At 55.6% G+C, this 24,709-nt stretch carries 22 protein-coding genes and 2 tRNA genes; 14 read left to right on the forward strand and 10 right to left on the reverse strand.

Going from position 1 to position 24,709, the window contains the following annotated elements:
- Positions 1-2 precede the first annotated feature (2 nt).
- Positions 3-590 (reverse strand): imidazoleglycerol-phosphate dehydratase HisB, encoded by a 588-nt coding sequence (hisB, locus tag Yoon_RS05975; protein ID WP_238111083.1) that lies wholly within the window; start codon positions 588-590, stop codon positions 3-5.
- Positions 591-738: 148 nt separating this feature from the next.
- Here hisB and Yoon_RS05980 point away from each other — a divergent pair, with 148 nt between their 5' ends.
- Positions 739-1,419, forward strand: a complete 681-nt coding sequence (locus tag Yoon_RS05980; protein ID WP_238111085.1) for an imidazoleglycerol-phosphate dehydratase — start codon at positions 739-741, stop codon at positions 1,417-1,419.
- A 69-nt stretch (positions 1,420-1,488) separates the two neighbouring features.
- On the opposite strand, the gene Yoon_RS05985 is transcribed toward Yoon_RS05980, so the two are convergent.
- The 3 genes from Yoon_RS05985 to Yoon_RS05995 all read right to left on the reverse strand — a co-directional run bounded on the left by Yoon_RS05985 (position 1,489) and on the right by Yoon_RS05995 (position 2,334).
- Positions 1,489-1,563, reverse strand: a tRNA-Gly gene (locus tag Yoon_RS05985).
- A 137-nt stretch (positions 1,564-1,700) separates the two neighbouring features.
- Positions 1,701-1,775, reverse strand: a tRNA-Gly gene (locus Yoon_RS05990).
- A gap of 100 nt (positions 1,776-1,875) precedes the next feature.
- Entirely contained in the window at positions 1,876-2,334 is a 459-nt protein-coding gene (locus Yoon_RS05995; RefSeq protein ID WP_238111086.1) for an Lrp/AsnC family transcriptional regulator, read from the reverse strand.
- Between the two features lie 115 nt (positions 2,335-2,449).
- Between Yoon_RS05995 and doeA the strand changes: the two genes are divergently transcribed.
- Genes doeA through Yoon_RS06010 form a run of 3 tightly spaced genes read left to right on the forward strand, consistent with a single transcriptional unit; the run spans position 2,450 to position 6,012 of the window.
- On the forward strand, positions 2,450-3,625 hold the full coding sequence (gene doeA, locus Yoon_RS06000) for an ectoine hydrolase DoeA (protein ID WP_238111087.1): 1,176 nt from the start codon (positions 2,450-2,452) through the stop codon (positions 3,623-3,625).
- Positions 3,626-3,628: 3 nt separating this feature from the next.
- The gene (gene doeB / locus Yoon_RS06005; RefSeq protein ID WP_238111089.1) at positions 3,629-4,648 is read left to right on the forward strand and encodes a N(2)-acetyl-L-2,4-diaminobutanoate deacetylase DoeB; all 1,020 of its coding nucleotides are present in this window, start codon (positions 3,629-3,631) and stop codon (positions 4,646-4,648) included.
- The gene (locus Yoon_RS06010) at positions 4,642-6,012 is read left to right on the forward strand and encodes an aspartate aminotransferase family protein (RefSeq protein WP_238111090.1); all 1,371 of its coding nucleotides are present in this window, start codon (positions 4,642-4,644) and stop codon (positions 6,010-6,012) included. Before doeB ends, Yoon_RS06010 begins: the two co-directional genes overlap by 7 nt.
- Here Yoon_RS06010 and Yoon_RS06015 read toward each other — a convergent pair.
- From Yoon_RS06015 to Yoon_RS06030, 4 genes are all read right to left on the reverse strand, one after another.
- The gene (locus Yoon_RS06015; protein WP_238111091.1) at positions 5,993-6,391 is read right to left on the reverse strand and encodes a VOC family protein; all 399 of its coding nucleotides are present in this window, start codon (positions 6,389-6,391) and stop codon (positions 5,993-5,995) included. The genes Yoon_RS06010 and Yoon_RS06015 overlap by 20 nt on opposite strands.
- A 12-nt stretch (positions 6,392-6,403) precedes the next feature.
- Complete coding sequence (locus Yoon_RS06020) at positions 6,404-6,904, reverse strand: hypothetical protein (protein ID WP_238111092.1); 501 nt, start codon at positions 6,902-6,904, stop codon at positions 6,404-6,406.
- The gene (locus Yoon_RS06025) at positions 6,897-10,340 is read right to left on the reverse strand and encodes a pyruvate carboxylase (RefSeq protein WP_238111093.1); all 3,444 of its coding nucleotides are present in this window, start codon (positions 10,338-10,340) and stop codon (positions 6,897-6,899) included. The genes Yoon_RS06020 and Yoon_RS06025 overlap by 8 nt, the downstream gene beginning before the upstream one ends.
- 79 nt (positions 10,341-10,419) lie before the next feature.
- Positions 10,420-11,550: an alpha-hydroxy acid oxidase gene (locus Yoon_RS06030; protein WP_238111095.1), complete on the reverse strand. Its 1,131-nt coding sequence runs from the start codon at positions 11,548-11,550 to the stop codon at positions 10,420-10,422.
- Between the two features lie 173 nt (positions 11,551-11,723).
- Between Yoon_RS06030 and Yoon_RS06035 the strand changes: the two genes are divergently transcribed.
- Positions 11,724-14,129: an ATP-dependent helicase gene (locus tag Yoon_RS06035; protein WP_238111097.1), complete on the forward strand. Its 2,406-nt coding sequence runs from the start codon at positions 11,724-11,726 to the stop codon at positions 14,127-14,129.
- Here the strand turns inward: Yoon_RS06035 and Yoon_RS06040 are convergent.
- Positions 14,126-14,725, reverse strand: coding sequence for a LysE family translocator (locus tag Yoon_RS06040; protein ID WP_238111100.1), 600 nt, complete (start codon positions 14,723-14,725; stop codon positions 14,126-14,128). The genes Yoon_RS06035 and Yoon_RS06040 overlap by 4 nt on opposite strands.
- Before the next feature lie 75 nt (positions 14,726-14,800).
- Between Yoon_RS06040 and Yoon_RS06045 the strand changes: the two genes are divergently transcribed.
- Entirely contained in the window at positions 14,801-15,250 is a 450-nt protein-coding gene (locus Yoon_RS06045; RefSeq protein WP_238111101.1) for an Lrp/AsnC family transcriptional regulator, read from the forward strand.
- A gap of 330 nt (positions 15,251-15,580) precedes the next feature.
- On the opposite strand, the gene Yoon_RS06050 is transcribed toward Yoon_RS06045, so the two are convergent.
- Positions 15,581-15,796, reverse strand: coding sequence for a DUF1127 domain-containing protein (locus tag Yoon_RS06050; protein ID WP_238111102.1), 216 nt, complete (start codon positions 15,794-15,796; stop codon positions 15,581-15,583).
- Positions 15,797-16,051: 255 nt separating this feature from the next.
- Between Yoon_RS06050 and Yoon_RS06055 the strand changes: the two genes are divergently transcribed.
- The 8 genes from Yoon_RS06055 to Yoon_RS06090 all read left to right on the forward strand — a co-directional run bounded on the left by Yoon_RS06055 (position 16,052) and on the right by Yoon_RS06090 (position 24,703).
- The gene (locus Yoon_RS06055) at positions 16,052-17,125 is read left to right on the forward strand and encodes an Mrp/NBP35 family ATP-binding protein (protein ID WP_238111103.1); all 1,074 of its coding nucleotides are present in this window, start codon (positions 16,052-16,054) and stop codon (positions 17,123-17,125) included.
- On the forward strand, positions 17,122-17,607 hold the full coding sequence (locus tag Yoon_RS06060) for a GNAT family N-acetyltransferase (protein WP_238111105.1): 486 nt from the start codon (positions 17,122-17,124) through the stop codon (positions 17,605-17,607). The genes Yoon_RS06055 and Yoon_RS06060 overlap by 4 nt, the downstream gene beginning before the upstream one ends.
- A gap of 615 nt (positions 17,608-18,222) precedes the next feature.
- Positions 18,223-18,717, forward strand: coding sequence for a division/cell wall cluster transcriptional repressor MraZ (locus Yoon_RS06065; protein WP_370642126.1), 495 nt, complete (start codon positions 18,223-18,225; stop codon positions 18,715-18,717).
- Between the two features lie 9 nt (positions 18,718-18,726).
- Positions 18,727-19,707: a 16S rRNA (cytosine(1402)-N(4))-methyltransferase RsmH gene (rsmH, locus tag Yoon_RS06070; RefSeq protein ID WP_238111109.1), complete on the forward strand. Its 981-nt coding sequence runs from the start codon at positions 18,727-18,729 to the stop codon at positions 19,705-19,707.
- Positions 19,708-20,067, forward strand: coding sequence for a cell division protein FtsL (locus Yoon_RS06075; RefSeq protein ID WP_113777166.1), 360 nt, complete (start codon positions 19,708-19,710; stop codon positions 20,065-20,067). It abuts the gene before it with no gap.
- Positions 20,064-21,848, forward strand: a complete 1,785-nt coding sequence (locus tag Yoon_RS06080) for a penicillin-binding protein 2 (protein WP_238111111.1) — start codon at positions 20,064-20,066, stop codon at positions 21,846-21,848. The genes Yoon_RS06075 and Yoon_RS06080 overlap by 4 nt, the downstream gene beginning before the upstream one ends.
- 12 nt (positions 21,849-21,860) lie before the next feature.
- On the forward strand, positions 21,861-23,345 hold the full coding sequence (locus tag Yoon_RS06085; RefSeq protein WP_238111113.1) for a UDP-N-acetylmuramoyl-L-alanyl-D-glutamate--2,6-diaminopimelate ligase: 1,485 nt from the start codon (positions 21,861-21,863) through the stop codon (positions 23,343-23,345).
- Positions 23,342-24,703: a UDP-N-acetylmuramoyl-tripeptide--D-alanyl-D-alanine ligase gene (locus Yoon_RS06090; RefSeq protein ID WP_238111115.1), complete on the forward strand. Its 1,362-nt coding sequence runs from the start codon at positions 23,342-23,344 to the stop codon at positions 24,701-24,703. Before Yoon_RS06085 ends, Yoon_RS06090 begins: the two co-directional genes overlap by 4 nt.
- The last annotated feature ends 6 nt before the right edge of the window (positions 24,704-24,709 follow it).

The raw sequence follows: 24,709 nt of genomic DNA on the forward strand, positions 1-24,709 counted from the left end.
CTTTACAGCGCGCCCTTGGTCGATGGGATCGCGTCGGTTTTGCGCGGGTCGGTTTCCGCGGCTTCGCGCAGGGCGCGGGCGACGGCTTTGAACGCTGCCTCGGCGATGTGGTGGGCGTTAAACCCGTGCAGTTTGTCGATGTGCAGGGTGATCCCGCCGTGCGTAGACAACGCCTGAAAGAATTCGCGCACCAGTTCGGTGTCAAACGTGCCAATCTTGCCAAAGGGCAGATCAAGATTACAGATCAGATAGGGGCGGGCAGACAGATCAAGCGCGCATCGCACCTGTGCATCATCCATCGCGAGGTGGCAGCTGCCATACCGGTTTATGCCGCGTTTGTCGCCCAACGCATCCGAGAGCGCTTGGCCCAACGCGATCCCCACATCCTCGACGGTGTGGTGATCATCGATGTGCAGATCGCCGGACGCGCGGATCGTCATATCAATCAAAGCATGGCGCGACAGTTGGTCCAGCATATGGTCAAAAAAGCCAACGCCGGTCTGATTGTCATAGACCCCGGTCCCATCAAGATTCACCGTGACCGAAATATCCGTTTCGGCGGTTTTGCGTGTGATTGTGGCTGTCCGCATGCTGCGCGTCCTTTTGTGGTGGTGCATGTTCTATAGGGGCAACTGGGGCAGGGGCCAAGCCTGAGACAGAAATCTTACGGGTTTTCAGCAAAATTTAAGGAATCGAATCCTAGAGTGGGTGCAATCATTCATTTATCAGGAGAATCCGATGAAGGCCTTAATCTTACGCAGCAACGCTGATGCCGCTGTCGCCACCGCCCGTGTATTGATCGAAAAAGGATTTCAAGTTCTTTGTGTTGAAAGCCATAAAGTTGCCTATGCGTTGGTACGGCTTGATACGATTGATCTCTTGGTCATGGATGAAACCATTAATGGCCAACTGACCCACTCGCTGGCTCTCTCGGGTGAACGACGCAATCCTTACATCAGCACAATTCTACTGACGGAGCGGATCGGGTCGCAGACAGATGATCTTTATGACCTTATTCCTTGCCTGCATGCATTGGTTGGGCAGCGCACGCCCGCAGCTTTGCTTGGACAACTGGCCGTCGCATCGGTCAGCAATAAAGACGCTATCGCTGCGCGTGTCGCACATAATGAAATGCAAGATGCAGCCGAAGAAGCACCCGTGGATCTCACTTGGGACGGGTTTGATGTGAACGAGCCACCGATTGCCGCGGCCGCAATTGATCGCGTCGCAGACTACGAAGTTGACGATGTTGCGGTCATTGCACCGGCTTTGGATGATTTCGATGATGAAGTCGTAAACATGCTGGAAGATATGCCAAAATTTGGTCCCGTCTATCCGCTTAAGCGTACGCCAGCACATATCGCAAAGGTCAGCATTATTGGTGAAGGTGGCCCAGCTGTCGCGACCAGCCTGCAATAGCGCATTGCGTCAAAGTTTCCAGAACGACGAAAGGCCACCCAATCGGGTGGCCTTTTGCGTCTGACTAACTGGAGCGGGCGAAGAGATTCGAACTCTCGACCCTAACCTTGGCAAGGTTATGCTCTACCCCTGAGCTACGCCCGCATCCGTTAGTGAGCAGTGATTTACAAACAGTTTACGCGCGGCGCAAGGGTTGAATGCAGAAAAGTTTTACAGAATGCGTAAAGGGGCAGGGGGTAATAACAAACAAGGCCCCTCGTCGCCGAGAGGCCTTGTTTTGTTGGAGCGGGCGAAGAGATTCGAACTCTCGACCCTAACCTTGGCAAGGTTATGCTCTACCCCTGAGCTACGCCCGCACTCCGTTCGTGGGCGTGATCTATAAAGCAATTCACCAAGGCGCAAGGGAAAAAGGCAATGCGCGTCGAATTTTTGACGAATTGGCGCGGCGTCGCTTGGTTAATCAAGCGGCAGTTCAAACGAAGCTTTGATCCTGTCCATGACAACAGTGGTCTTAAAGCCCTTAATGTCCGTGTTGTTGTAAAGAAAATCGCGGGTGAAGGATTCGTAGTCTTCCATATCTTTCGCGGTTACGATCAAAACAAAGTCGGTTTCGCCGGTGACGTAGTATGCGCTTTGCACGGTGGCGCACGCGCGTACGGATTTTTTGAAACGGTCAATGATATCAGAACGCTCACGCTCAAGTTCGACCGAGACGAGCATTGTCAGCGGGCGTCCTGTCGCGGCGGTCGAGACAACCGCAATATCGTTTTCGATTACTTTTTGGTCGCGCATCCGGTTCAAACGCCGCTGCACCGACGTGGGCGAGAGGCCAACCCGCTCTGACAACTCTGCGCTGGTGAGTTGGTTATCACGCTGCACATGATGCAGAATTTTTTTATCGATGGCGTCAATCATGGCGTATTTCTTAATCAATTTCAAAATGATGCGCGAATTCTGCGTCCTTATCTAAAAATTGCAGAAAAAATGCAGGTCATAAAGCTAAAATTGCGTATCGAATCTGGAGATTTCTATGAATACTTTGCCCTTTGGTGCGGATGAATATGCCACACGATTGCACAAGGTGCGTTGCGAAATGGCAGCGCGTGGGATGGACGCGCTATTTGTGACGGATCCATCCAACATGGCGTGGCTGACTGGGTATGATGGTTGGTCGTTTTATGTGCATCAAGGTGTTCTACTGCTGCTTGAGGGCGATCCGATTTGGTGGGGGCGCGCAATGGATGCGGCAGGGGCCCTGCGCACAACCTACCTTAAGGCCGATGATATCATCGGATACGACGATACATATGTGCAAAACCCTGACAAACATCCGATGTCTGCGCTTGCGCAGGTGATGGTTGCGCGCGGCCTGTCTGGCGGCCGGATCGGTGTCGAAATGGACAATTACTATTTCACAGCGGCTGCTTATCACGCGCTGCACGCGGGATTGGGGCAGGGGGGTTTGGTCGATGCGACTGCGCTGGTGAACTGGCAACGCGCTGTGAAATCAGAAACTGAGCTCAGCTATATGCGCGCGGCGGCGCGAATTGTCGAAAAGATGCACGCGGTGATCCGGGAGAAGGCTGAGCCGGGGATGCGTAAAAATGATTTGATCGCAGATATTTACCACACTGCCATCACCGGTGTGGATGACTATTGGGGCGATTATCCGGCGATTGTGCCAATGGCCCCATCAGGCGCGGATGCGACCGCCCCGCATCTGACGTGGGATAACAGCCCTTTGAAAACAGGCGAAAGCACGTTTTTTGAGATTTCAGGCACCTACCGTCGCTACCATTGCCCGCAGTCGCGGACGCTATTCTTGGGCAAAGTGCCGCAGAAATATTTAGATGCCCAAGCCGCCGTGCAAGAGGCTACCGCTGTCGGGCTTGAGGCGGCGCGTCCGGGCGCATTGTGCGAGGATGTGGCAAATGCGTTTAACAGCCGCCTCAAAAAGCTTGGCTATGAAAAAGACAGCCGCTGCGGCTATGCAATCGGCTTGTCTTATCCCCCAGATTGGGGAGAGCGCACGATGTCGTTCCGTGCTGGCGATAAAACGGTTCTTGAAGCCGGGATGACCTTTCATTTTATGCCTGCGCTTTGGCTCGATGATGGCGGTTTGGAAACCACAGAATCGATTTTAATCACGGCTGGCGGGGCAGAATGCCTGTGTGCGACGCCAAGCGAACTTGTGGTCAAAGGGTAATTTATGCGCGACAATCCAATTACCCCGACCGTCGATCTTGACGCTGATGGTGTCCAACACGGGTTTCTTCGTCTGCCTTATAGCCGCAATGAAAGCGCGTGGGGCTCTATCCAAATCCCGGTGAGCGTGATTAAAAACGGTGCCGGACCCTGCGCGCTTTTGACGGGCGGCAATCACGGTGATGAATACGAAGGGCCGATTGCCTTGTTGGGCTTGGCGCAAACGTTACGTGCCGAAGACGTGACGGGGACGGTGATCATTGTCCCCTTCATGAATCACCCCGCATTTTTGGCAGGGACACGCGTGTCGCCCGTTGACGATGTGAACCTCAATCGCGCATTTCCGGGTGCGCCCGATGGCACACCAACGGCCAAGATCGCGGATTATTTCCAACGCACGCTGTTACCGATGGCGGATATTGTGTTGGATTTCCATTCGGGCGGCAAGACGCTGAACTTCTTGCCTTTTGCAGCGTCACATATCTTGGACGATGCCGAACAAATGGCCCGCTGCCGTGCTGCGCGCGATGCGTTTAACGCGCCGTTTAGCGTTGAAATGCGCGAGATTGACGGGTTGGGTATGTATGACGACGCGGCCGAAACACTGGGCAAAACATTTGTGACCACAGAATTGGGCGGCGGAGGGACTGCGACCCCTGAAACGGTTGGCATCGCGCGGAAAGGGATCCGTAACGTGCTGATCCACGCAGGTATTTTGCAAGGCGACATGGATCTTTCACCATCGCGTATTCTTACGCAGCCCAGCGATGACTGCTTTCATTTTGCGGATACGGGCGGGCTGATCGAATTTAACGCGACGCTTGGCGAAACGGTGTCCAAGCACGATGACATCGCGCATATTTGGCCCGCGCATTATACCGGGCATCCACCACGCACGATCAAGGCACAGATGGATGGCATCCTGACCGCGCGCCACCACCCCGGACTGGTATTGCCCGGCGATTGCATCGCGGTGCTGGCCATTGAAACAACGACTGACCTCACAAAGGAAGACCAATGTTAAAGAACGATCCGCTCGAGCAGTGGGACCGCGAGAATTTCTTTCATCCTTCGACCCATTTGGCCATGCATGCACGTGGTGAAACGCCTACGCGTGTCATCACCGGGGCGAAGGGTGTGCATATCCAAGACCGTGACGGCAATCAGCTGTTGGATGCATTCGCCGGGCTTTACTGTGTGAATGTGGGCTATGGGCATCCCGAAATCGCCGATGCGATTGCCAAACAAGCGCAAGAATTGGCCTATTATCATTCCTATGTTGGCCACGGTACCGAGGCGTCTATCACGCTGTCCAAAATGATCATGGACCGCGCGCCGGATCATATGTCGAAGGTTTATTTTGGCCAATCCGGGTCTGATGCGAATGAAACCAACATCAAATTAATCTGGTATTACAACAACATCCTTGGGCGGCCTGAGAAAAAGAAGATCATTTCGCGCTGGCGTGGTTATCATGGTTCTGGCCTGATGACTGGCTCTTTGACGGGGTTAGAGCTGTTTCACAAAAAGTTCGATTTGCCGCTGGCGCAGGTGATCCACACGGATGCGCCTTATTACTTTCGCCGCGAAGATCAAAGCATGTCCGAAGAACAGTTTTCAGCCCATTGTGCCGCGCAGCTTGAGGCGCAAATTTTGCGTGAAGGTGCAGATACGATTGCCGCCTTTATCGGGGAACCCGTCTTGGGCACCGGTGGGATCGTACCGCCGCCCGCAGGCTATTGGGCAGCTATTCAGGCGGTGTTGGACAAATATGACATCTTGCTGGTCGCGGACGAAGTCGTGACAGGCTTTGGCCGTTTAGGCACGATGTTCGGCTCTGATCATTATGGGCTAAAGCCTGATTTGATCACCATCGCTAAGGGACTGACATCAGCCTACGCGCCGCTGTCGGGGTCGATTGTGTCTGACAAAATGTGGAAAGTGCTGGAACAAGGCACCGATGAAAACGGTCCGATTGGTCACGGTTGGACCTATTCGGCGCATCCGATTTGCGCGGCCGCTGGGGTTGCGAATCTCAAGCTGCTTGATGATTTGGATTTGGTTACAAATGCGGGCCGCATGGGGGCCTATTTGAACAGCGCCATGCAAGACGCATTATCAGGCCATGCCAATCTAGGCGAGGTGCGCGGCGAAGGTCTGCTTTGCGCGGTGGAACTGGTCAAGGATCAACATAGCAAGCAAGGCTTTGATGCGGCTGATAAAATCTGTCCGCAAATCGCGGCGGCAATGTTAGAGCAGGGCGTAATCGCACGCGCGATGCCGCAAGGTGACATCATCGGGTTTGCACCACCGTTTTGCATTACAGAGGCCGAGATCGACAAGGTTGTTGATGCCACGAAAAAAGCGATTACGCAGGTTCTGGGTTAAACTGAATCAAATCCCAGCGATTGCCAAAGGGATCACAAAATACAGCCACGCGGCCATAGGGTTCGTCGCGTGGTTGTTCTTCGAAGTGCACTGAATTGGCCAGCATCGCCGCATGGTCACGATCAAAATCATCGGTTTGCAGGAACAGCCAAACGCGCCCGCCGCCTTGATTGCCGATGGCCGCAACTTGTTGGTCGCCAACCGCACGTGCAAGCAAGAACGCCGTGTCGGCCCCGGTTGGCGCGACCCGTACCCAGCGTTTTCCGTCGCCTAGGTCAGTGTCTTCCAATAGATCGAAGCCCATTTTTCCGACGTAGAACGCGATTGCACGCTCATAGTCTGGCACGAGCAGCGAAAGTAAGGCCAGCTTTTGCGCCATGTCAGGTGTCCCTTATTCCCATCCCGGCGGAAGCAAGGTTTCGCTAAGTTTGACGCCCAAAGCTTGCGCGACACTGGGGGTCTCTCTTATCCGAAAGTTACCGAAATGCAGCGCTGTTTCCGGTGCGGTGTAGTTCCAGTCAATGATCATTGTCGGTTCGACGGTGACCCGATCAAAGAAAAACACGGGATAATCTCGGTTTGTCGGCTGAATTTCGGCAGTGACTTCACCTGCGGGTGAAAGCTGAAATTTTTTGACCAAATAGTCTGCAAGGCATGGCGCCGCTCCGCCGCGATCAACTGAAATCAATATTGATGCTTCCAACCCGGTATGCACTTGGCCATCATCAGAAAACGCGTTGCGCAGGACAACTTGCCAACTATCACGGACGGCATCAGGGTTTACGATCCTTTGTGCTGTCTCAGGGCAGATATCAGTGGCCGCGTGTGCCGCCGGGGCCGTCATAATGACCGCCCCAAGCGATAGCCCAAGCACAAGCTTGCGCTTACTCAAACTCCACCAACAAATCTTTGGCGTCGATCTGGCTGCCGGGCTGCACGTTGACCGCTTTGATCACCGCGTCGCGTTCCGCGTGGATACCTGTTTCCATCTTCATTGCTTCGATGGTCAGTAGCAGGTCGCCTTCTTTGACTTCGTTGCCTGCAACGGCAGCAACAGTCGCCACAACACCCGGCATTGGCGCGCCAATGTGGTTCGCGTTGCCTGATTCGGCTTTGGGCCGTGTGACCTTATCAGCGGCGGCCAGACGGTTCATCACGCGGATAGCGCGGGGCTGACCGTTGAGTTCAAAGAACACTTTGACTTCGCCGTCTTCGCTCATCTCGGACACGGCCTGCATCCGAATTTCAAGTGTCTTGCCAGGATCGATTTCCGCTGCGATTTCTTCGCCGGGCTGCATGCCATAGAAGAATGTGCGCGTCGGTAGGGTGCGGACAGGCCCATAGATTTCGTGGCGCGTCGTGTAATCGGTAAAGACCTTTGGATACATCAGGTAGCCGTTCAGATCTTCGTCGTCGATGATTACATCTTCAAAAGTGGCCTGCAGCTCAGCCTTTGTCGCGGCAAGATCAACAGGTGGTAGCGATTTGCCCGGACGATCAGTGAAGGGTGTTTCACCCTTGAGCACCTTTTCTTGGATCGCTTTTGGCCAGCCACCGGGCGGCTGACCAAGGCTGCCGCGCATCATGTCAACGACGCTGTCAGGGAAGACCACATCGGTGTTGGGGTCTTCGACTTGGGCGCGCGTCAGGTTTTGGCTGACCATCATCAAGGCCATATCACCCACAACTTTGGACGATGGGGTGACTTTGACAATATCACCAAACATTTGGTTCACATCAGCATAGGTCTGTGCGACCTCGTGCCAGCGCTCTTCTAGGCCAAGACTGCGTGCTTGTGCCTTGAGGTTGGTGAACTGGCCGCCGGGCATTTCGTGCAAATATACCTCTGAGGCCGGGGCCTGAAGACCTGATTCAAATGCGGTGTAATGTCCGCGTACCTGTTCAAAGTAGTTGCTGATTTCGCGGATGGAGCCGATATCAAGACCGGTGTCACGCGCGTCGCCGCGCAAGGCTTCGACGATTGAACCCAAAGTTGGTTGCGATGTGTTGCCGGAAAACGAATCCATCGCGGCGTCAACACAGTCAACGCCCGCAGCCGTAGCCGCCAGTATCGTCGCGATTGACGCACCAGATGTGTCATGCGTGTGGAAGTGGATTGGCAGTCCAACCTCTTCTTTAAGCGCTGCAATCAGGGTTTTTGCAGCGGCTGGTTTCATCAACCCCGCCATGTCTTTTAAGCCAAGAACATGTGCGCCAGCCGCTTCGAGTTCGCGGGCCATGCCAACATAGTATTTCAGGTCGTATTTCGCACGGTCCGGGTCACGCACATCGCCTGTGTAGCAAATTGTGCCTTCGATCACTTTGCCGGCCTTGCCGACGGCGTCCATCGCGACGCGCATGTTTTCAACCCAGTTCAGGCTGTCAAAGACGCGGAACACATCGACACCGGATGTGGCGGCTTGGGCGACAAAGCTTTGCACCACGTTGTCAGGGTAATTCGTGTACCCGACACCGTTAGACGCGCGTAAAAGCATTTGCGTCATGATGTTCGGCATCACCGCGCGGATGTCGCGCAAACGCTGCCAAGGGCATTCTTGCAAGAACCGGTAGGCCACATCAAATGTCGCGCCACCCCAGCATTCAACACTGAATAGCTGGTTCATATTGGCGGCATAGGCGGGGGCTGCGTTGATCATATCAATCGAACGCATCCGCGTCGCCAGCAAGGATTGGTGCCCGTCACGCATAGTCGTGTCGGTGATCAGCAATTGCTTTTGGTCACGCATCCAATCGGCGACCGCTTCGGGGCCGAAATCGTCAAGGATGTTGCGTGTTCCGGGGGTTACATCTGTCGTTGGTTTTACGGGGGGCTTCGGCGGTTTTACGTCAGCCGCAGGGCGTGGGCGCCCGGCCGTTTCAGGATGCCCGTTCACGGTGATATCCGCGATATAGGTCAGAATTTTCGTGGCCCGGTCACGCCGTTTGCTAAAGTTGAACAGATCCGGCGTCTCATCAATGAATTTCGTGTGGTATTCATTGCTGAGGAAAGTTGGGTGCTTGAGCAGGTTTTCAACAAACGCAATGTTCGTGGATACGCCGCGAATACGGAATTCGCGAAGGGCACGGTCCATGCGGGCAATCGCCATTTCAGGGGTGGGCGCGCGCGCGGTCACTTTGGTCAGTAGGCTGTCATAGTAGCGGGTGATCACAGCGCCAGAATAGGCTGTCCCGCCGTCAAGCCGGATGCCCGGGCCTGTCGCCGAACGGTACATCTGAATACGGCCGTAATCGGGGATAAAGTTGTTTTGCGGGTCTTCGGTCGTGACCCGGCACTGCAATGCGTGACCATCCAATTTGACGTCGTATTGCGACGCGCAACCTGTGGCCTCGACCAGTGATTTGCCTTCAGCGACAAGGATTTGCGCACGCACAATATCGATGCCGGTGACTTCTTCGGTGACGGTGTGCTCGACCTGCACGCGTGGATTCACTTCGATAAAGTAGAATTCGCCGTTATCCATATCCATCAAGAATTCAACGGTGCCGGCGCATTCGTAGTTCACATGCTGACAGATCTTTTTGCCCAAATTACAAAGCTGTTCGCGCTGCGTGCCGGACAAATACGGCGCAGGGGCGCGTTCGACCACTTTTTGGTTGCGGCGCTGCACCGAACAATCGCGTTCCCACAGGTGATAAATTTGACCGTGGCTGTCGCCCATGATCTGCACTTCGACGTGGCGGGCCTTGATGATCATCTTTTCAAGATAACCTTCGCCGTTGCCAAATGCGGCCTCTGCTTCGCGCCGACCTTCACGCACTTTTTCTTCAAGCTCGCCTTCGTTCATAATCGGGCGCATTCCGCGACCACCGCCGCCCCATGACGCCTTGAGCATCAGCGGGTAACCGACCTTTGCGGCTTGTTTCTTGATCTTGTCCATATCATCGCCCAGCACTTCGGTGGCGGGGATGACGGGAACACCAGCTTCAATTGCGACATTGCGCGCGCTGGCTTTATCGCCGAGCTGGCGCATCGTGGCTGCTTTGGGGCCAATGAATGTGATGCCGTTATTGGTGCAGGCGTCTACGAAATCGGGGTTTTCCGACAAAAGCCCATAGCCGGGGTGGATTGCGTCTGCGCCAGCCATTTTGGCGACGCGGATGATTTCGTCGATGGAAAGATAGGCAGCGACCGGGCCCATGCCTTCGCCGATGCGGTAGGCCTCATCGGCCTTGAAACGGTGGAGACCAAGTTTATCTTCTTCGGCATAGACCGCGACGGTCTTTTTGCCCATTTCATTTGCAGCCCGCATGATACGGATCGCGATTTCACCGCGGTTTGCAATTAAAATCTTGTTAAACTCGACCATTTCTCTTCCCTTCGCAGTTGCAGCATTGTCGGATGCTGGTGCAGAATTGTCCAGCCCGCATGTGCGCAATCGCCGCAGCCTATAGCGCGGTCTGGCGTACTTCGGCAAGGCTGCGCGCACCAATTTGGCCCATGTTGCTGATCATGTCTTGACGCAAGATGTCCAATACATGGGCGGCACCCGCTTCGCCAAGCGCAGCCAAACCGTAGTGAAACGCACGTCCAAGCATGACGAAATCAGCGCCCAAGGCGATGGCGCGCAGCACATCCAGCCCGCCTTCAACACCGCTATCAAAGATCAACGGCAGGGTGGTCGCCGCGCGAATGCCGGGCAGCAGATCAATGGTCGCAGCGCAACCATCAAACTGGCGCCCAGCATGGTTGCTGACCCAGAGCGCATCAACACCTTCGTCCGAAAGCCTTGCTGCGTCATCTGGGTTTGTGACACCTTTGACGATCAAATCCCCGTCCCAATGATCGCGCAACCAGGTCAAATAGTCCCAATCAGGCGAAGTGCGCAGAAGATAGCCAATATGCTGGGTCGAGGGCAGGGCGGTTTTGATATTTGAATAACTTTCCATCAACCGCAGCCGGGGCATGCCCGTTTTGCGGATGCCGTTCAGCCAGGCAGGACATTGCGCCGCCTGCCATGCAAGCCGTGGTGTCAGCTTGGGCGGATTGGTCATGCCGCCACGGGTTTGCCGTTCGCGACGCGAGGCAACAGGCACGTCAACTGTAAGCACAAGCGTATGAAAACCCGATGCTTTTGCGCGATTAAGGATGTCTTTGCGAATTTCAGGATCGCGCGGGGGGTACAGCTGAAACCAACCTTGATCACCGGCATGGGGTCCGACGTCTTCGGGCAGTTGGCTGGCCACAGTCGATAGCGTGTAGGGGATCTGCGCGGCAGCGGCGGTGCGCGCAAGCATCTGTTCCGCGCCCGGCCACACCAGCCCAGACATGCCCACGGGGGCAATACCAATCGGCAACGGATAGCTGCGCCCCAAAAAATCAGTACTTAGGTCCGGGTCAAATTCGCCGTGCAAAATCGACGGTTTAAGCAACACCTGATTAAGCGCCGTGCGGTTGCGTAGTTTGGTCGCCTCGACCCCGGTGGCGCTGTCCAAATATTCCCATACAAAATGCGGAATACGTTTGCGCGCGCGTGTCTTGAGGTCTGAAATCGCGGGGTATTTTGTGTGTAAGTCCATACGAATAGGCTACCGTAGCTTTCGGCGACTTGAAAGACGGTTTCGCGCGTTGTGCTGCAGCTACAGTTACATCGCGTCGTGCCATCCCCTCAATGTGCCGGATGATACGAATTGATCGGAACATTATAAGAACAAGGCTTTTCCTGCGTGACATTTCCCGATATGAAAACACAATGAATGATTTTTCCGAAGAAGACGCCTTTGAGGCCGCTGCAGTTCCGCTCAGCCAGCGTGCAATGGCGCGGCCTGCGATGCCTGATTTTGACCTCTCAGGGCTGAACCCCGCGCAGCGCGAAGCCGTTGAAACGGTGGACGGGCCAGTGTTGATGCTGGCCGGGGCGGGCACCGGAAAAACCAAGGCGCTGACGACGCGGATTGCATATTTGCTTGCGACAGGAAGTGCGCAGCCACACGAAATATTGGCGGTGACTTTCACCAACAAAGCCGCGCGCGAGATGAAATTGCGGATCGGGGCACTGATCGGCGACGCCCAAGAGGGGATGCGCTGGCTTGGCACTTTCCATTCGGTCTGCGTCAAACAGTTGCGCCGTCACGCGGAATTGGTCGGGCTGAAATCTGGGTTTGCGATCCTCGACACTGACGATCAAATTCGTTTGATGAAACAGCTGATCGAGGCTGCGGGAATTGACACCAAACGCTGGCCACCACGTATGTTGGCAGGCATTATCGACGCGTGGAAAAACAAGGCTTGGACGCCAGACAAGGTTCCGACCAGCGATAGCGCTGCGTTTGATCACCAAGGTGTGCCGCTATACCGTGCCTATCAAAAGCGTCTGCTTGAACTGAATGCCGTCGATTTTGGCGACATCTTGTTGCATATGGTCACGATTTTTCAGACCCACCCGGATATTTTGCAGAAATATCAACGCTGGTTCCGCTACATCTTGGTGGACGAATACCAAGATACCAATGTGGCCCAATACCTCTGGCTGCGGCTTTTGGCGCAGGGGCATAAGAATATTTGCTGCGTGGGCGATGATGACCAGTCGATCTATGGCTGGCGTGGGGCTGAGGTCGGCAATATCTTGCGGTTCGAAACTGATTTTCCGGGCGCGCATGTTGTGCGGCTCGAGGAAAACTACCGCTCTACCCCGCATATTTTGGCGGCTGCTTCTGGCGTGATTGCTGGGAATAAGGATCGTCTTGGCAAGACGCTTTTCACATCACGGACCGATGGCGAAAAGGTTCGTTTGACCGGATATTGGGACGGCGACGAAGAGGCGCGCTGTATCGGCGAAGAGATTGAGGCGATGCAGCGTGGCACGCGTGGGAATGCACCAGTTGGCCTTGATGGCATGGCGATCCTTGTGCGTGCCTCGCATCAAATGCGCGCGTTTGAGGATCGGTTCTTGTCAATCGGCTTGCCGTACCGCGTGATCGGTGGCCCGCGGTTTTATGAGCGGATGGAGATCAGGGATGCGATGGCTTATTTCCGGCTTGCCGTTAGCCATGATGATGATCTTGCATTTGAACGGGTCGTGAATACGCCCAAACGGGGGCTTGGTGAAAAGGCCGTGCAGACAATCCAACGTACCGCCCGCGAGAATAGCGTATCGCTGGTCGAAGGGGCGCGGATCGTTTGTCAAAATCGACTGTTGGGCGGTAAGGGGTTGAAAGAACTATCGAAATTTGTCGCAGACTTAGACCGTTGGCGAGACATCGTTTATGCGACAAGCATGCCACCAATTGATGACGATGCTGTTTTGGACGACGGGTTCATCGCGGTCACCCCCGCCTATGACCACATCGCATTGGCCGAGATGATTTTGGACGAAAGCGGCTATACGGGCTATTGGCAAAACGACAAAACGCCCGAAGCGCCGGGGCGGCTTGAAAACCTGAAGGAACTGGTCAAAGCGCTAGAGAATTTCGACAACCTGCAAGGGTTCTTGGAACACGTCAGCTTGATCATGGAAAATGAAACCGAAGAGCAGGGCGAGAAGGTCAGCATCATGACGTTGCACGCGGCTAAGGGGCTTGAATTTCCTGTTGTTTTCTTACCCGGTTGGGAAGAGGGGTTGTTCCCGTCGCAACGGTCGATGGATGAAAGCGGGCTGAAGGGATTAGAGGAAGAACGCCGGCTTGCCTATGTGGGTATCACACGGGCCGAAGAAATTTGCGCGATCTCATTTGCGTCGAACCGACGGGTTTACGGCCAATGGCAATCGCAATTGCCGTCGCGCTTTGTCGATGAATTGCCCCCCAAACATGTCGACGTGTTGACCCCATCGGGGCTGAACAGCGGGGTGGGTATGGTTGGCTCTGATTTGCATGAAAAAGCCCATTCTGCGGATGTGTATAATTCACCGGGTTGGAAACGGTTGCAGGCGCGGGGGCAAAAACCGAACGCGCTGCGTGCGCAAAGCGTCACGATTGATGCGACCGCCGAAAGCGCCTTTACCCAAGGGGACCGGGTGTTTCATCAAAAGTTCGGCTATGGCCATGTTGACGGGATTGACGGCGATAAGCTGGTCATCGCCTTCGACAAAGCGGGTACAAAACATGTTGTGGCGCGGTTTATCGTCAGCGCTGATGCGGCTGATGATGTGCCATTCTAGTGCGAAAGAATCGGATAGAGCGACGCGACGAGTAACAGCGCCATGGTCACATTGAAAATCCGTAGCCGTCGTGCGCTGCCTAGCCAGCGTCGGACCTGTACGCCAGTCCAAGCCCAAATTGACACGGACGGCAGGTTCACTGCCGCAAAAACACAAGCAACAATCACAGTGCCATAAAGCACCCCGTTATCCTGCGGCGCATAGCCGCTGATCGCGGTAATCGCCATCGACCAAGCTTTGGGGTTCACCCATTGAAACGCCGCTGCTTGTAAAAAAGTAAAGGGTTTGCCTCCGGCGGCCTTTTCATCTGGCGGGGCCGCATTTGCGATTTTCCATGCCAGCCATAGCATATAGGCGACGCTTAACACCTTAAGAACCGTGTTTAGCGCTGGAAAACGGTCGAAAAGCTGCAAAAGAACCAGCCCTACGACCAAAACCATAAAGGCGTGCCCCAATGATATCCCAAACATATGCGGCAATGTTCGGCGCAGCCCATAGTTTGCGCCCGATGCCATCAACATCAGGTTATTGGGGCCGGGGGTGACGGATGTCACAAAAGCAAAGCCAATCAGCGCTGTCAGTATGTCTATTTCCATAGCGCAATGATATAGCGCTACTTAAGCAATGAAATTTCTTTTTGTATGTTTATTCGTAGGTATGGGCAATAATTGATGGAATTGGACGATACTAACCGCAATATATTGCGTGCTCTTTCTGGCGATGGTCGGATCAGTAATTTGCAGCTTGCCGATCAGGTGGGGCTATCGCCTTCTGCTTGTTTGCGGCGCGTACAAGACTTGGAACGCCGAGGGGTCATTCAGGGTTACCGCGCGCGGCTGGATCCGGCGCAAACCGGGCGCGCCTATGTTGTATATGTTGCTGTCGGATTGGCCGAACATACGAAAGCCGCGCAAGAGGGGTTTGAGCGGGCGATGGCACGTGCCGATCAAGTGGCCGAATGTCACAATGTTGCGGGGGCGTTTGAATATATGCTGCGTGTCGAAGTTGCTGACCTGCGGGCCTACAAGGCGTTTCATACCGATATTTTGGGTACTGTTCCGCATGTGCGCGCGATCACGAGCTATATGGTGATGGGCTCGCCCAAAGATACACGCGCATAAGGCGCGGCCGATCGCCTTTGGACATAAAAAAACGGCCATGCCCGGGAGGAGGTGGGCATGACCGTCTCTATGATCAGCGCCTGCCTGCTCTGGGAGGAGAAGAGCGAGGCGCTTCCTCGCAGGTGTTGCTCGGGAGGAGGTGAGCGCGACCTGCGGTATGATCGGTTCCGCCGGGAGGAGGTGGCGGTTCCGAAACTGGTGTAAAGTGGCGACATCCGGGAGGAGGTGAATGTCGCCACCTTAAATGAGACCCAAACTCTGGGAGGAGGTAGAGAATGGGTCTTACAGATCTGCCTTTTCAGGGAGGAAGCGGCAGACCCGATCCGTAAATTAGTTACCGTATGCTGCTTCGAGAGCGATACGTTTGATTTCAGAGCGGCTGATGGCCAAGTCGGCCAGCTCGCGGTTTGAAAGCGCTTGCAGTTCGTTCACTGTAGATGTGTAAACTTTGTAAGCGGTGAATTTTTGCGCGATGTCGCTGCGGAATGCGTTGAAACGTGCACCAAATGATGCGCCTGCGAACTGTGTTTGTACTTGATAAGCCATGATTTCGTCTCGTCTGTCTTGTTTACGTCTTTGCGACCCATGCCGCTTTGTTGTCCTCTTTATGAAGGATTATGCTGCAGCTGCACAATGGTTGATTGGGCAATGCTGTCATGCAGAAAATGCATAAGTATTGCTGACCTAGCGTCATTTTTCTGTCACATGTGCAGGGTGCTGCTCGCCTGGGCTTGTGGTTTGCTTAAAACGTGCCAGAAGTTGTCTATAAAGTGGACGGTTTGAAAAAAAACGGGGTCAAACATGGCGATTACGCATGATGAAATTTTAGGCGAATTGGCGCGACTGGTTTTGCCGGATGGTGAAAACCTTGTGTCACGCGACATGATCCGCGCACTAAACGTCGAATCGGGCGATGTGCGTTTTGTGATCGAAGCCAAAACGCCAGAGGATGCTGCTAAGATGGAGCCGATCCGCAAGGCGGCAGAAGAATTGGTGCGCGCGCTGGATGGGGTGCAGTCTGCCTCAGTCATCTTAACCGCACATGGCCCAGCCCCCAAGGCGCCAGAGGCCCCTTCGCTCAAGGTTGGTCGCCACCCAACCCCGCAGGCGGGCCCTGCGTCCGTGCCGGGTGTGAACCGCATTCTTGCGATTGGGTCGGGGAAGGGGGGCGTTGGCAAATCAACCGTATCATCGAACCTTGCGGTCGCCTTGGCCCGTGAGGGACGCCGCGTCGGCCTGTTGGATGCGGATATCTATGGCCCCAGCCAGCCACGTATGATGGGCGTAAATAAGCGCCCCGCCAGTCCCGATGGTAAAACCATCATTCCTTTGCAGGCGCACGGCGTCACCGTCATGTCGATTGGCCTGATGGTTGACCCTGATAAGGCGGTCGTCTGGCGCGGGCCGATGTTGATGGGGGCCTTGCAGCAAATGCTGGGTCAGGTCGAATGGGGCGAATTGGATGTTTTGATTATCGATCTGCCACCCGGCACTGGCGATGTGCAGCTCACGCTGTGCCAGAAAACCAACCTGACGGGGGCCGTTGTTGTCTCGACACCGCAGGATGTCGCCTTGATCGATGCGCGTAAAGCGATCGACATGTTTAACACGTTGAAGACACCTGTTCTGGGCCTGATCGAAAACATGTCGACCTTTCATTGCCCGAGTTGCGGTCACGAATCGCATATCTTTGGGCATGGTGGTGTGGCTGCCGAAGCGGATAAGATGGGTGTGCCGTTGCTGGGTGCGCTGCCCATCGATCTAGATACGCGGCTTGCGGGTGATGAGGGCACCCCAATTGCCGCAGGTGATACGCCAATGGCGGACGCCTACCGGACATTGGCACGCCGCTTTATTGAGGGCGGCATGGCATGATCACATTACGTCGCGCAACCTGCGATGATTGGGGCGCGATCTGGCCGTTGCTGCGCGATGTGTTTCGCGCGGGCGCGACCTATGCGGTTGATCCGCATATCACCGAAGATGCTGCGCGTAGCTATTGGATGGGGGCGGCGGCAACCTATGTCGCTGAAACCGCCGAGGGTATTGTTGGCACCTACTATATAAAGACGAACCAGCCCGGCGGCGGCGCGCATATCTGTAATTGCGGATATATTGTCGGCGAAGCCGCGCGCGGGCAGGGGCTTGCCCGTAAGATGTGTGCGCATAGCCAAGATGCGGCCCGTGATATGGGGTACACGGCGATGCAATTTAACTTTGTGCTCGACAGCAATACATACGCGCTCAAACTTTGGCGCGATATGGGGTTTGCGACCCTCGGGACAATTCCAGATGCATTTGCGCATCCCGATAAGGGCATGGTCGCAGCCCACATCATGTACAAGTCGCTGATCTAGCCATCGGCGCTGTGGCCGGGGTGTCACAGGTAAGCGGCCATTATCTGGAACCTCTGGGAATGTCTGGAATCGAACTCAGATTCGGTTCAGATATAGTAAGGTTCGGCCAAAACTGTCCTGTACTGGGCCATTTTTGAAGAAAACTCAAAAAAAATTATAGAATTTTTTACCGGATACCATTTTGTGCGGCACTACCATATGTGGTGCCCTGTTTTACGCATTCCGCTACAATTTCTGAAGTTTTGGCGCATACTTCGCCTGCGTTGAGATCTGCAATAGGCGGATATCCCCACGGAGTACCATGAATTCCCAAAAAACTATTGATCGGATCGCAATGACCTGTCAAAACAAGTGTACGGAAACGGCGAACACATAATTAATCGGGGCAAAAGAACCCCAACCGGCACAAGCAGGTTTCATACAGGCTTCGTCTTTTTCGAAAACAGATCCGGCGCGTGAGCGAGCAGACATCCCCCAGGTGGCACGCGCAGTCGGACTTTTCCCCCAACGAGGGGAGGACGGCGGATCGCGCAGTGGCAGTTGCACGATCCGCCGTTTCTACATCCAAGGCCGCATGTCGCGGCGCGCGTAGCAGGTTAAGAGGACCAAGGGACAGTGGGTCTAAGTTTCACAGGCGAACACACCCAAAAGGTGGACAGTAAGGGACGCATGTCGATCCCCGCTGATTTTCGTCGTGTGCTTGAATCTGGCGATCCAGAATGGACCACAGGCCTGTTCCCGCGCATGTACCTTTTGTACGGCGATCACCTGAAAAATCAGTTGCACGGCTATACCGTCGCCGAATTCACAGCCCTTGTGGATCAGATCAATGCGTTACCACGCGGATCCGCTAAGAAGAAAAAACTGTCACGTCTGATCATTGGGCAATCCATTAAGTTGGACGTTGATAAAGACGGCCGCACAGTTATGCCGATCAAACAGCGTCAAAAGCTGGGCCTGACAGATGGCGAATTAAAGTTCAGCGGTCTTGGCGATCACTTTGAGATTTGGAAAGCCGAAACATACGCAGCCGAAATTGCGGATGATATGACCGATTGGCTTGATGCGCAGGGCGACGATTTTGATCCGCTGAGCTTGCTTGATGAATAGGGGTGCATGATGTCTGATCCCGCGAACGGCAAGCCACACATCCCTGTCCTTATTCGACCGCTCATCGCAGCGGTTTCGCCCGTTTCTGGCGTCTGGCTAGACGGCACATTTGGGGCGGGGGGGTATACCCGCGAATTGCTGGCCGCTGGTGCAGGTCAGGTGATCGGTGTGGATCGCGACCCGCTTGCGTTTGAAATGGCTGCTGACTGGGCGGGCGCTTACGGCGACCGGATTAAGATGCAATTGGGCACGTTTTCTAAGCTGGACGAATATGCATCGGACCTTGACGGTGTTGTGCTGGACCTTGGGGTTAGCTCGATGCAGCTTGATTTGGCCGAACGTGGATTCTCGTTCATGCGTGACGGCCCGCTTGATATGCGCATGTCGCAAGATGGGCCTTCAGCGGCTGATCTGTGCAACACAGCGGACGAAGTTGAACTTGCTGATATCATTTACCTTTACGGCGAAGAACGCGCATCGCGCCGCATTGCGCGCGCGATTGTTGCGGCGCGCCCGCTGACAACGACATTGGAACTGACCAAAGTTGTCGAAGGATGCTTGCCGCGCGCAAAGCCAAATCAATCGCACCCTGCGACCCGCACGTTTCAAGCGCTGCGGATTGCCGTGAACAACGAATACGGCGAATTGGCCGAAGGGTTGATGGCAGCGGAACGCGCGTTGAAACCCGGTGGTCAGTTGGCTGTCGTGACCTTTCATTCTGTCGAAGACCGCATGGTCAAGCGGTTCTTGCAGGCGCGGTCCGGCAATACGGCCAACGCCAATCGCTATGCGCCCGAAACCGCACAGATCACGCCTGCGTTTCGGATTGAAAAGCGCAAGGCGATCGGCCCTGATGCACAAGAGCTGGAAGAAAACCCAAGGTCGCGGTCAGCCAAATTACGCGTGGCGATCCGCACGGATGCGCCAGCGCAAGATATCGATCCGGCTGATTTGGGCATGCCGATGAAAAAGCAAAGAGGGGGGCGGTAGATGCGCGGATTCCTTTTTATTATGGCGGCTTTCGCGGTGATGGGGCTGGCGTTTTGGGCTTATCAGGAAAACTATAAAACGCAGGCCACCATGCGCGAAACCCGTGACCTACACGCGCAGATTGGGGCCGCGCATGAACGCTTGGGCATGTTGCGTGCGGAATGGGCTTATCTGAACCGCCCAGACCGGCTTGCGGATTTGGCCGAGCTGAATTTTGACCGCTTGGGTCTACTGCCCATCATGCCAGAGGCCTTTGGCCGCGTCGATCAGATCATCTATCCGCTGCCGCCCATCGCGCCGATCACGAATTCGGTGACGCTTTCAAGTGGTGCCTTTGTGCCAGAGGATGACGCGCTATGACCCGTACGCCGCTGCGCCCACTAGCACGGATCCTTAAAGCCCGCGCATCTGGTGAAAACCCTGACGCGATTGAGGCCGAGATTCGCGCCAAGCGTCACGCGGAAATGCACGATAGAGCCCGTCAACGCGCTGAGGGGCGGCTGTTGGTGCTGGGGCTCGCGTTTTTTTGTGCCTTTGTGACTATCGGCGCACGGATGGGAACGCTTGCCTCCTCTGTTCCGATGGAGCCGCGTGCGGCCACTGTCGGCAACCCGATTATTGGGCAACGTTCTGATATCGTGGATCGCAACGGGCGGATGCTGGCGACAAACCTTGCGACCCATTCGCTTTATGCGCATCCGCGCGATATGATTGATCCCGAACATGCCGCCACTGGGCTTGCCGCAATTTTCCCGGAACTTGACGCGGATGAATTGCTAGAGGATTTCACAGGCGAGCGGCGTTTTTTGTGGATCAGACGCCAGATCAGCCCTGAACAGATGCAAGCCGTGCATGACATCGGCAGCCCCGGCCTGCTCTTTGGGCCGCGTGAAATGCGTCTTTACCCCAATGGGCCAATTGCGGCGCATATCTTGGGCGGGGCCAGCTATGGGCGTGAAGGCGTGGCTAGTGCCGAGGTTATCGGGGTTGCAGGTGTAGAACGACAGTTCGACGGGTTCTTACGTGATCCCGCGAACGAAGGCGCGCCGTTGGAATTGTCGATTGATCTGACGGTGCAAGCCGCCTCTGAAGAGGTGCTTGCGGGCGGCATGTCGATCATGAGCGCAAAGGGCGCGACCTCTATCTTGATGGATGTCCACACGGGCGAGATTATTTCGATGGTGTCGCTGCCTGACTTCGACCCCAACAACCGCCCGCGTGTGCTGACCACGGGCGATCAATCTGACAGCCCACTGTTTAACCGCGCGGTGCAGGGTGTCTACGAATTGGGGTCAACGTTTAAGATTTTTGCAGTCGCGCAGGCGATGGAGTTGGGGCTGGTCAACGCGAATACGATGATCGACACGCAAGGGCCGCTCACGTGGGGGCGGTTCCGAATCCGTGATTTTCACGACTATGGGCCAGAACTGTCGACCACGGACGTCATCGTTGAATCCTCGAACGTCGGGACCGCCCGTATTGCCATGCAAATCGGTGCAGATCGTCAGCGCGCATTCCTAAATACGCTGGGTTTCTTGCAGCCAACGCCAGTCGAGATGGTCGAAGCCCCGACAGGCAAGCCATTGTTGCCGGCCAATTGGTCAGAGCTTTCTGCGATGACGATTTCTTATGGGCACGGGCTGTCAACTTCGCCGCTGCATTTGGCGACGGCCTATGCGTCCATTGCAAACGGCGGGTTGCGGGTCGAACCAACATTGCTGCGGGTCGACAACCCACAGCCGGGCCCACGTGTTATGTCGGATGCTGTCGCGCAAACGGCTGTCCATATGCTGCGCCAAGTTGTTGTACGCGGTACCGCGTCGTTCGGTGAGGTCGCAGGCTATGAGGTCGCGGGGAAAACCGGTACCGCTGATAAAGCGCGCGAAAACGGCGGCGGCTATTACGATGACAAGGTTATCGCGACCTTTGCATCCGTGTTCCCTGCAAGCGATCCGCAATATGTATTGATTGTGACCTTGGACGAGCCGACAATCTACACATTGGGCGAAGACCGCCGCACCGCAGGGTGGACTGCTGTGCCGGTTGCTGCTGAAATGATCCGCCGTGTCGCACCGCTTTTGGGCCTGCGCCCGCACGTGGACAGCGCACAGCCTGTCGGTGTAACACTCACCTCAAATTAATCGAGGCAAACAATGAAAACACTGGCGGAACTGGGGCTGACGGCGCAAGGCGGTCGCGAGGCCCAGATCAAAGGGCTGACCGTGGACAGCCGCAACGTATCCCCCGGTGATCTTTTTGCGGCTTTGCCCGGCGCCACTGTGCATGGTGGCAATTTCATCGCCAAAGCAGTGGATATGGGCGCCGCCGCGGTTCTGACTGATGCCAAAGGCGCACAGATTGCCGCAGACGTGCTGGCTGATGCGGGCATTGCTGTTATCGTCGCACAAGACCCACGCCAAGCGCTGGCGCAAACCGCATCACTTTGGTTTGGCGCGCACCCGCAAACGGTTGTTGCCGTCACCGGGACCAACGGCAAAACGTCCGTTTCGACATTCTGCCGTCAAATCTGGGAGGAAATGGACCTTGCAGGCGTGAATATCGGGACCACTGGCGTCGAAGGGGCTTGGACCCATCCGCTGCGCCATACCACGCCAGAACCGATCACCTTGCACCGTGTTATGGCGCAGGCGACGCAAAATGGCGTGACCCATGTCGCGATGGAGGCTTCCAGCCACGGGTTGGACCAGCGCCGTCTTGATGGCGTGGTCTTAGCGGCAGCCGGGTTCACAAACTTCACCCAAGACCACCTAGACTATCACGAAACCTTTGATGCGTATTTTGACGCGAAAATGGGTCTGTTTACCCGCGTTTTGGCCGATGATGGTGTGGCGGTGGTTAATCTTGATGACCCAAAAGGCATGCTGGTTGCGCAGATTTGCGCGGAGCGTGGCCAGGAAGTAATTGGTGTCGGACGCAATGATGCCGCGCGTTTGCGGCTGATGGGGCAACGCTTTGACGCGACAGGCCAAGATGTTTTGTTTGAATGGCAAGGCAAGCCACATCATTTGCGGCTTGCGCTGATCGGTGGGTTTCAGGCGGATAATGTGTTGCTGGCTGCAGGGCTGGTCATTGCGGCGGGTGCGGAACCTCAGGACGTGTTTGATGCGCTTGCGCATCTGGGCACCGTACATGGGCGGATGGAGCTTGCCGCGACCCGCGAAAATGGGGCTGCCGTGTTTGTGGATTACGCCCATACGCCGGACGCTGTGAAAACTGCGCTGACCGCGATGCGCCCCCATGTAATGGGGCGGATTATCGCGATTGTCGGCGCTGGCGGGGACCGGGATACGGGCAAGCGACCGTTGATGGGGGCTGCGGCGGCGCAGCACGCGGATATCGTGATCGTTTCTGACGATAACCCCCGCTCCGAAGATCCGGCCGCGATCCGTGCCGCTGTATTGGGAGGGGCCGTTGCCGAGGATGGGGCTGAGGTATCCGAAGTCGGTGACCGGGCCGAGGCGATTTTACGTGCTGTTGATATGCTGCGCCCCGGCGACGCGCTACTTATTGCGGGCAAGGGGCATGAAACGGGTCAGACCATTGGTGATACGGTGCTGCCATTTGATGATGTCGAACAGGCAAGCATGGCGGTCGCCGTATTGGATGGCCGGATATGACAGCGCTTTGGACCGGTGAAGATGTGGTCGCGGCGATTGGCAGCCAAGGGCCAGATGGTTGGGATGCGTGTGGCGTAAGTACTGATGCTGATACCGCCAAACCGGGGGATCTGTTTGTCGCGCTGAACGGTGCGGTCAAAACAGCCTTTGCAAACGGGGCAGTTGCGGCAATTGTCAGCGCCATCGATAAAGACATTACCCAGCCGCAGCTTTTGGTCGCTGATCCGCGCGCCGCGCTTGCTGATCTGGCCCGCGCCGCCCGGTTTCGCAGCCGCGCGAAAATTGTGGCTGTTAGCGGATCTGCCGGCAAAACTGCGACGGTTGGGATGTTGCACGAGATGTTGGCCGGACAGGGGCGCTGTCATGCGCCGCTTGCGCTAGGGCACAATGTACCACTTGCCCTTGCAACATTGCCGCAAGATGCGGATTTTGCAGTATTCAAAATCGCTGATGATCAGTCAGAAATTATCGAAAAATTTCCGCGGTCAATACAACCGCATGTGGCGCTGTTCACAAGCGCGGACATATCTCCTGCTGGAACGGAGGCGATTGCTGCCGGGCTCGGGGAGGACGGTGTAGCGATATGTTATGCAGGTGACTTATCCACTGAAAAACTGCCTGCCAGTATGGGGCAAACGCAGGTGATCAGTTTTGGGTCTCCAGGGAATGATTGGACATTGCGGCAGGTTCGGCTTGGGGCGGATGTCACGGTTGTGATGGCTAGGGGCATGGGGCAGGATTACCTGTTTAAACTGGGCGTGCCGGGGCGGCAATTCGCGCTTTATGCGCTTGGGGCTTTGGCTGCGGTGACTGCCATTGGCGCCGATCCGGTGACTGCCACGCTTGATCTTGCGCGATGGTCGCCGCCCGCCGGGCGCGGCAGTATCGAACACATCGTGCTTGATCCGGCCCGCGACGGCGAAACGTTACGCCTTATCAACGACGCGGCCAATGCGAACCCAGCGACGATGGACACCGCGTTTGAAGTCATCGCGACAAGCACGCCCAGCGACAACGTCGGACGCAATGTCAAAGGGCGGCGCGTCGCGATTTTAGGTGATATGGGCGGGGTCAATACGCAAGCTGCAGTGTTACACCACGATTTGGCGGCAAATGGGCATTTACAAAAACTCGACCAAGTTCACTGCATTGGTCCACAGATCTACCCGCTTTGGCGTGCGTTGCCGCAGCATCAACGCGGTCAATGGGCGCAAACGGCGTCTGACCTTGCCCCGCAAGTGTCAAAGCTGGTGGATGCGGGCGATGTTGTCTTGGTAAAAGGCACGGCGAGTAGTAAAACGACGCTGGTCGTTGACGCCATCCGCAAACTCGGGCATCGCCGCCCGCAAGAAGAATAGGATATT

The sequence above is a fragment of the Yoonia sp. I 8.24 genome, from assembly GCF_022096995.1.
Classification (GTDB): Bacteria; Pseudomonadota; Alphaproteobacteria; order Rhodobacterales; family Rhodobacteraceae; genus Yoonia.